The sequence below is a fragment of the Clostridium sp. 1001270J_160509_D11 genome (assembly GCF_015667935.1).
GTDB lineage: Bacteria > Bacillota > Clostridia > Peptostreptococcales > Peptostreptococcaceae > Intestinibacter.
Genome location: NZ_JADPET010000118.1, coordinates 1 through 9,547, shown reverse-complemented (window position 1 = coordinate 9,547; position 9,547 = coordinate 1). Strand labels below are relative to the sequence as shown.

The 9,547-nt window shown below is 31.8% G+C and carries 7 protein-coding genes; 6 read left to right on the top strand and 1 reads right to left on the bottom strand.

Annotated elements, in window-relative coordinates:
• Positions 1-361: 361 nt before the first annotated feature.
• Positions 362-1,177, bottom strand: coding sequence for a sugar-phosphatase (gene yidA / locus I4U58_RS10535; RefSeq protein WP_195931306.1), 816 nt, complete (start codon positions 1,175-1,177; stop codon positions 362-364).
• A 226-nt stretch (positions 1,178-1,403) separates the two neighbouring features.
• Between yidA and I4U58_RS10530 the strand changes: the two genes are divergently transcribed.
• From I4U58_RS10530 to adhE, 6 genes are all read left to right on the top strand, one after another.
• Positions 1,404-2,963, top strand: coding sequence for an AbgT family transporter (locus I4U58_RS10530; protein WP_195931305.1), 1,560 nt, complete (start codon positions 1,404-1,406; stop codon positions 2,961-2,963).
• A gap of 73 nt (positions 2,964-3,036) precedes the next feature.
• Complete coding sequence (locus tag I4U58_RS10525; RefSeq protein ID WP_195931304.1) at positions 3,037-4,143, top strand: M20/M25/M40 family metallo-hydrolase; 1,107 nt, start codon at positions 3,037-3,039, stop codon at positions 4,141-4,143.
• Between the two features lie 45 nt (positions 4,144-4,188).
• Complete coding sequence (locus I4U58_RS10520; protein WP_195931303.1) at positions 4,189-5,523, top strand: amidohydrolase; 1,335 nt, start codon at positions 4,189-4,191, stop codon at positions 5,521-5,523.
• A gap of 128 nt (positions 5,524-5,651) precedes the next feature.
• A complete protein-coding gene (locus tag I4U58_RS13970) occupies positions 5,652-5,834 on the top strand; it encodes a hypothetical protein (protein WP_207743868.1) in 183 nt (60 codons plus the stop codon).
• A 1-nt stretch (position 5,835) separates the two neighbouring features.
• A complete protein-coding gene (locus tag I4U58_RS13965) occupies positions 5,836-6,009 on the top strand; it encodes a hypothetical protein (protein WP_207743867.1) in 174 nt (57 codons plus the stop codon).
• A gap of 580 nt (positions 6,010-6,589) precedes the next feature.
• Positions 6,590-9,325 (top strand): bifunctional acetaldehyde-CoA/alcohol dehydrogenase, encoded by a 2,736-nt coding sequence (adhE, locus tag I4U58_RS10510; protein ID WP_195931302.1) that lies wholly within the window; start codon positions 6,590-6,592, stop codon positions 9,323-9,325.
• Positions 9,326-9,547: the final 222 nt, after the last annotated feature.

Below are 9,547 nucleotides of genomic sequence, written 5' to 3'. Positions count from 1 at the left end.
ATTGTTTGGGGATCAATTATCTATAAAATACTAAAGTAGATTTAATATCCTGAATGTAATTAAATTTTTTAATTCGTATGACGATAATCTTAGGATTACTTTAAAGTAGCATAAAGAAAATCAATCAAAAAACTTTTAAAAGCGAACATTTAAACAAGAGATTATCCGACGAAATCTCGGAGAAGAAAAATGTCCTCCATTTGCCAAAGTTATAAATTTTAGCAAAAAGATAGAGTAACAAGTGTTTTAACAAGCACTATGTTACTCTATTTTTTTCTAAGAAAATTATATATTATCTTATTTATAGATAATTTATAATTTCTGACTTATTATATAAATTAGCGGACAAAGCCGTTTACTATTATCTATTTAATATAAATTTATCTATAACGTGAGCAACACCGTCTTCATCATTAGTGCTAGTCACATAGTTTGCAATATTTTTAATATCATCAGTTGCATTCCCCATAGCAACACCAAGCCCTGCGTATTCTATCATGTGTTTGTCGTTACCAGCATCCCCAACACAGATAACTTCCTCTGGATTTATGCCAAGTTTTTCTGATAAAAGACCAATACCAGCACCTTTATTTGCATCACGATTTAAGAATTCTAAGAAAAATGGAGTACTTCTAACGATTGTGTATCTTTCGTAGTATTCTTCTGGTATTTTCTTTATACATTCGTTTAATATTTCTGGATGATCTATCATCATAAATTTAGACATAGCTATATCTTTAGGAACTTCATCTAATTCAGTTACGTTTAGATGCACACCAGTTAAGTAAGCCTCTAAAATAGTATAATCACTTACATCTCTATTAAAAGTATAAACAGTTCTTGTATCATAGAAATGACTTCTAGAGCCTACTTCTACACTAAGGTCATATAAATCACAAAGGTCTTCATAATCTAATGTTAAGTGAGAGATAGGTTTTCCAGTATGTGCATCTTGAACAAGAGCTCCATTAAATGTACTAACATAATCGCCTTCTTCTTTAAGATTTAATTCATCAAGAAAGTTCTCAACACCCTTTAGAGGTCTCCCTGTGCATAACACAACTTTGACACCTTTTTCTTTACTTTTTCTTATTGCCTCTTTGACATTTTCTGTGATTTGATTAGAACTATTTAATAAAGTACCATCAATGTCTAATGCTATTAATTTATATCCCATATCTACCTCCTAAATATATTTGTTTTTAATTATAATTTAATATTTAAAAAAAGTAAATATGATAGAAATTTGTCGAAATAAATGAGGAAATAAGTCAAAAAGAATGTACTGGTAAAATTTTGCGGAAAATATTGACAATTAATGACTCGTGAGATAGTATATTTAAAATAAGGTCAAGGGAGAGTTATGACCAAAGTTAAAAACATATTATAAAGGGGGAATTTTTATGGAACAACGACAAACTGTAGAAAGACAAATTGAAAATAAAAGTTTTTCAGACAAAATCTTAAGCAGTATCGAGACAGTAGGAAACAAACTACCAGACCCAGTGACAATGTTTATTGGTTTATGTGCAATTATTTTAGTAACATCTTATATTGTAGGAACAAAAGGGGTATCTGTAGTTCATCCAGGAACAAAGGAAACTGTAACAGCAGTCAATCTATTAAGTGTAGAGCAGCTACAAAATTTATTAGGAAGTATAGTAAGTAACTTCCAAGGATTTGCACCACTTGGATTAGTTTTAGTAACTATGATAGGAGCAGGTGTTTGTGATAAATCTGGACTTATGGTTACAACAATAAAGGCATCAGTATCTAAAATACCAAAGGAAAGAGTGACTCTAGTAGTTATGACAATCGGTATGTTAGCTAATATAGCATCTGATGCAGGGACGATATTATTCCCACCATTAGCTGCATTAGTTTATTTAGGTGTGGGGAGACACCCATTAATCGGACTATTCTCAGGATATGCAGCAGTATGTCTAGGATTTGCGGCAAATATAATGATAAGTGTAAATGATATATTAGCTGCAAGTTTTACTGTGCCGGCAGCACAAATGTTAGATGCGAATTACGATGCTAATGCAACAATGAACTTAATATTTATGATAGCATCTACTTTTGTATTAATAGCACTAGCAACTTGGGTAACAGAAAAAATCATAGCTCCTAGATTTGGGAAATATGAAGGAGATGCCCAATTAGATGTAGATCAAAATATAACTAAAGAAGAATCTAAAGGTCTTAAAAAAGCTGGAATAGCTCTACTTATATATGCTGCTATAATAGTAGGTTTAAGTGTGATAGGGGAAAGACCATTCTTAGCAGACCCAGAAACAGGAGCTTTATTATCTAGTAATGCGCCTTTGATGAAAGGTATGGTTCCTATAACTGCATTAGCATTCTTTATACCAGGATTAGTTTATGGAAAAGCTGTTGGAATAATTAAAAAAGATAAAGATGTTGTAAAACTAATGGGAGAAGCTATGAGCGATATGGGTGGATATATAATCTTAGCATTTGTAGCATCTCAATTCTTACAATTATTCACAAATAGTAATTTAGGGATAATAATAGCTGTTAAAGGTGGAGAATTCCTTGAAAATGCAGGAATTGGTGGACCAGCTTTATTAGTAGGATTTATAATACTTTCATGTTTTATAAACTTATTTATAGGAAGTGCGTCTGCAAAATGGGCAATACTTGCACCTATATTTGTACCTATGTTTATGATGGTTGGATATAATCCAGCATTGACACAAATGGCATATCGTATAGGAGATTGTATAACAAATCCACTAAGTCCATTATTCCCATACTTCCCAATAATACTAGCATTCACTAGAAAATATGACGAAGAAGCTGGTATGGGAACAATAATAGCAAATATGTTGCCATACTCAATAACATTCTTGATAGTATGGACATTATTATTAATTTTATTTATGGTGTTTAATATTCCTCTAGGACCAGGAATACTACCATCATATAGCTTACATTAAGGCTTTATTCAGGCATGGAACGAAAATTTTCCATGCCTTTAAATATAATAATTAAAAAATAAGGAGATACAAAATGTTATCAAAAGAGAGAATCATAGATACTTTTATTAAATTAGTTAAAATAGATAGTCCTTCTGGGGAAGAAAAACAAATAGCAGATTATTTAGTCGATCATTTAAAAGATAGAGGATTAGAAGTAAAGGTAGATAATGCAGGAGAAAAATTTGGTGGAAATGCTGGGAATATAGTCGCATATTTAAAAGGAAATAGCAAAGAAAAACCTATTACTTTCTGTGCACATATGGATCAAGTAAGCCCATGTAGAGGCGTTAACCCTATAATAGATGGAAATATAATAAGAACTGACGGGACTACAACTTTAGGTGCTGACGATAAATTAGGAATAGCTATAATTTTAGAGGCTCTAGAAGATATAATCGAGTCAAACTGTGAACATAGAGATATATACATATTATTTACAGTATCTGAGGAAGATGGATTATTAGGAGCAAAACAATTTACTGGTGAAAATCTACCTTGTAAAGATTTAATTGTACTTGATTATCTAGGTAAACCGGGAGCTGTTGCTTACAAGGCACCTGCTATGGAAAAGATTAAATGCACAATTAAAGGTAAAAAAGCACATGCAGGGATAGAACCTGAAAAAGGAATAAATGCAATTGTCGTTGTATCAGATGCCATATCAAATATGCATATAGGTAGAATTGATGAACTGACTACTTCAAATATAGGTCGTATAGAAGGTGGTGGAGCTACTAACATAGTTACAGATTCAGTTACTTTTACTGCTGAAATACGCTCTCATATAGCTGACAAACTTCAAGCAGAAATAGCACATATGGAGAATTGTTGTAGAGAGGCTGCACAAAAATTTAAAGCAGAATACGAGTTTATACACGAAAATTGTTATCCACCATTTTCACTTGATTTAGATAGTGATTTATATAAACTTACAGAAAAAGCTATGTTAAAAGAAGGCATAACTCCAGAGCCAATTGTAATCGGTGGTGGAAGTGACGCCAATATATTAGCAGCACTAGGATATAAAAGTGCAATACTTAGTATGGGAATGTATGAGCCACATGCAGTAACAGAGTACTTAAAAATTGATGAGATGATGCAGACATTAAAAGTAGTACGCAATATGATGGATATATAAAATAGATAATTAAATCAAAATATAAAATATTACAGGAGAAATATCATGAATAAAAACGAATTAAAACAACTTTGTATCAAGACAATAGATGAAAATAGAGACGAAATTATACGAATAGGTAATGAAATATATAAAAATCCAGAGCTAGGATATAAAGAATTTAAATCAACTGAAATTGTAAAAAATGCAATGAAAAACTTAGATGGAAGATTGGAAACAGAAATAGCATATACTGGGTGCAAAATCATAGCTAATGAAGAAAAATCTGGCCCTAGGGTTGCGATTATAGGGGAATTAGACTCTGTAGTTTGTGCTGACCACAAAGATGCAAACGAACTTGGAAATATACACGCTTGTGGACATAATGTCCAAATTGCTAATATGATTGGTGCTGCATTTGGAATATTAAAATCAGGAGTATTTAAGCATTTAGATGGTTCTATGGAATTTATCGCTATACCTGCGGAAGAATGTGTAGATTATGAATATAGAGCTAATCTACAAAAAGAAAATAAAATTAAATATATAGGTGGAAAACAAGAGTACTTATATAGAAATGGATTTGATAATACAGACATTATCTTACAATGCCATATGATAGGCTTAGAAGAAGGAAAAGAATGTATCATAAATACTGATACTAATGGATTTATGTCAAAGATGGTCACTTTCTATGGCAAGTCTTCTCATGCAGGTTTTGCACCACATGAAGGTGTAAATGCTTTAAATATGGCCCAGCTTGCAATGAATAATATACATGTACAAAGGGAAACATTTAAAGATGAAGATAAAGTAAGGGTAAGTATGGTTATAAGTAATGGCGGCGATTTAGTAAATGTAGTTCCATCAAAAGTAACTATGGAAATTATGGTTCGTGCATTTAGCATAGATGCTATGACAGATGCAAACAAAAAGGTAAATCGAGCTCTTCAAGCTGCTGCACTTGCACTAGGTGGAAATGTAGAAATAAAAGACTCTATAGGATATTTACCAATGAAAACAGACAGAAATCTAGGTGATATCTACAAGCAAAATATGATTGAATACGCATCTTTAACAGAAGACAACTTCATAATGGATTACCAAACAGCAGGTTCAACAGATTTAGGAGATATATCTCAAATTATGCCTTGCTTACATGTTTGGTCTAATGGTATTACTGGAGGTTTACATACAGAAGAGTACAATATGGAAGATGAAGAAAAGGCATATATACTTCCAGCAAAAATGTTAGCTCTTAGCTTGATAGATCTTCTTTATGATGATGCAAAAGAAGCTAAAGACATAATCAATAAATTTAATCCATTCTTTACAAAAGAACAATATCTAAACTTTTTAGAAGACTATGTTGCAACACATAGATTTAACTATATGGATTAAGATAAAAATACAATATAACTTAATTTTAATATAAATACTTCATAGATACTTAATATATTTAAAATACAGTTAGATGAAAGTTATATATATAATTCTAAATTATAAACTAAAGAAAGAGGTACAGTATTATGACAATGATTTATGTAAATACTGAAAAAAATAGGTTCTCTATAGAACAAAGAAGAGAGTTAGCACAGTCACTTACAGATGCTGTACTTATCCCAGAAATAGGTCAATTAGTACCAGGTGCTAGAAGAAATCAGAAAACAAGTATTAGAAAATGTTTTATACAGCCTTGCAAGGGCTTGTAAAATGGAACAACCGTCACCTACATGGTGGGTATCATTTGAAATAATTGATGAAGGAAGTTGGGGTTCTCGTGGAACTTCGCTATCTATATTAGATTTATTGGTCTCAGGAAGTTTTAGTAAAGAGCGTGAATCAGAAATAAGAAAATACTTTAAAGAAGTTTATAATAAAGAATAAAAAGTAATTTTTAAAGTAAATACTAAAAAAGCAGAAGCCCAACTAAAAAGCTTCTGCTTTTTAATTCTATGGAAATTATATATTATATGCTTTGTGGATAATATATAATTTCCAACTTATTAACCTAAGCAACGGACGAAGTCGTTGGTGATATGAACAAAGTGAATTTTAAGCAACGGAATTTCTGATTAGTTGGAGATATTAAGATAGTGGATAAGTTTAGTGAGATTTTTGACAAAAAAATAACGGTAAATGATGGATATTGGGATAAATTTAGACCCATTAAAGTATAGAATGTTGATATAAAAACGTTTTCTCGGTAAAAAATATAAAAAAAGTGATAAAAAAATAACAAAGTTGTTGACATTGAGTTTTGAATCAATTAATATATAAATATGTCAAACAAGACGTGGAAAAAAATGTATGATTGATTGACAACTGAAAGGGCAAATTAGATTTATAATACTAAAAAGTTATAAATCATAAGAATAAATTAACAAAGGTAAATGTAAATTATTAAGCAGAGAAGGAATGTAAATTTACATTATTACCGAGTATAAAAATAACAGGGGGATAAAACATGATAGTAAATAGTGTAGAGACATTACAAAAGAAAATGGCTCAAGTAAGAGCAGCACAAGCAGAATTTGCAAAATTCACTCAAGAACAAGTAGACGAAATCTTCTTCCAAGTTTCAATGGCGGCAAACCAAGCGAGAATACCACTTGCAAAAATGGCTGTAGAAGAAACAGGAATAGGGGTAGCAGAAGATAAAGTAATAAAAAATCACTATGCATCAGAATATATATACAATGCATATAAAGATTTAAAAACTTGTGGAGTTATAGAAAAAGATGACTCATTCGGAATAACTAAAATAGCAGAACCAATAGGGGTTTTAGCAGGAATAATACCAACAACAAACCCAACTTCAACAGCAATATTCAAATGCTTAATAGCATTAAAATCTAGAAATGGTATAGTATTTTCACCACATCCAAGAGCTAAAAATTGTACAATAGCAGCAGCAAAATTATGTTTAGAAGCAGCAGTTAAAGCTGGAGCACCAGAAGGAATAATAGGATGGATAGATGAACCATCTGTTGAATTATCAGGTGAAGTAATGAGAGAGTGTGACACAGTGTTAGCAACAGGTGGACCAGGAATGGTTAAAGCAGCTTATTCTTCAGGAAAACCAGCATTAGGAGTTGGATCAGGAAATACTCCAATAATATTCGACGAATCTTGTGATATAAAAGTTGCTGTATCTTCAGTAATACATTCAAAAACTTTCGACAACGGAACAATATGTGCATCAGAACAATCAGTAATAGTAGATGCATCTATATATGAAGAAGTTAAAAAAGAATTCAGAGCTAGAAAAGCTTATATAGCAGAAGGTGAAGAATTAGTAAAATTAAAGAAAATAGTTCTTGGAGCAAATGGCTCAATGAACGCTAAATTAGTTGGTAGACCAGCAATAGAAATAGCTCAAGAAGCAGGATTTGAAGTACCAGCTGATACAAAATTAATAATAGGTGAAGCTACTTCAACAGATATATCTGAACCATTAGCTCACGAAAAATTATTCCCATTATTATCAATGTATAAAGCTGAAGACTTTGATGATGCAGTAGATAAAGCAGATGAATTAGTACAAGGTGGAGGAATCGGTCATACTGCAGGTATATACATAGATGTTGTAAATAACCAAGAAAAATTAAATGAATTTGAACACAGAATGAAAGCTTGTAGAATATTAGTTAATACACCATCAGCTCAAGGTGGAATAGGAGATATATACAACTTTAAATTATCACCATCATTAACTTTAGGTTGTGGTTCTTGGGGTAACAACTCATTCTCAGGACAAGTTGGACCACTTCAATTAATAAATATAAAAACTGTAGCAGAAAGAAGGGAAAATATGCTTTGGTTTAGAACACCTGCTAAAACATTTATCAAAAAAGGTTGCTTAGGAGTAGCGATAAAAGAATTAGGACCAGAATATTATGATTTCAAAAAAGCATTTATAGTAACTGACTCATTCTTATATGAAAATGGATACACTAAACCAGTAACTGACCAACTTGATGCTATGGGAATACAACATTCAACATTCTCAGAAGTAGAACCAGACCCAACACTTGCATGCGCTAAAAAAGGTGCAGAACAAATGAGATTATTCAATCCAGATGTAGTAATAGCTGTTGGTGGAGGTTCAGCAATGGACGCTGCTAAAATCATGTGGGTTATGTATGAACATCCAGAATGCAACTTCTTAGATTTAGCAATGAGATTTATGGATATAAGAAAAAGAGTATACCAATTCCCACAAATGGGCAAAAAAGCTAAATTTGTAGCAATACCAACATCTTCAGGTACAGGTTCAGAAGTAACACCATTCGCTGTTATAACTGATGAAGAAACTGGACAAAAATATCCACTTGCAGATTATGAATTAATGCCAACTATAGCAATAGTAGATGCTGACATGATGATGCATCAACCAAAAGGATTAACATCTGCATCAGGAATAGATGCTCTAACACATGCATTAGAAGCATATGCAGCAATGTTACAAACTGAATTTACTGATGGTTTAGCATTACAAGCAACTAAATCAATATTTGAATATCTACCAAGAGCTTATGAAAATGGAGCAAAAGACCCAATAGCTAGAGAAAAAATGGCTCATGCATCAACAATGGCTGGTATGGCATTTGCAAATGCATTCTTAGGTGTGTGCCACTCATTAGCTCATAAATTAGGTGCTTACCACCATATACCACATGGTGTTGCAAATGCACTATTAATAAACAAAGTATTAGAGTTCAATGTAAACTCTGCTCCAAGAAAAATGGGTACTTTCCCACAATACGCTTATCCAAATATGTTAGCTAGATATGCTGAAGTAGCTACATTTGTTGGTTGCACAGGAACAGACGAAGAAAAATTTGAACAATTACAACAAAAAATAAACGAATTAAAAGCAGCAGTAGGAATACCAAATACAATAAAAGAATTTGGTATAGATGAAAAAGCATTCTTAGATACATTAGATGAAATGGTGGAAGCAGCATTTGATGATCAATGCACAGGTGCTAATCCAAGATATCCATTATTCTCAGAAATAAGAGAAATGTACTTAAGAGCTTATTATGGAGATGCTCAATATGAAGCAATGAACTCTATAGAAACTCAAAGAGAAGAAATAAAAGCAGAATCTGATGATGAAGTAAAAATAGAACATAAATCAGATATAAAAGAAAAAATAAAAGCTAAAGCTGAAAAAGTTAAAGCAGGCGTTAGATAATAAAAAATTATAAACATAAATGTAATATAAAGTTATAAAAAGGGAATAGAAACGAATAGTACTTGTCTATCTGGGGGGATAAAAGGGAACTATACGTGAATAGAAAACATACAAACAAATAGATAAAATCATAAAATTCATAACACTCTAACCAACTGAGCTAATGGTCCACAATTAATTGGTAGCGGTAACAGGAGTCGAACCTGTGACCTTTCGGGTATG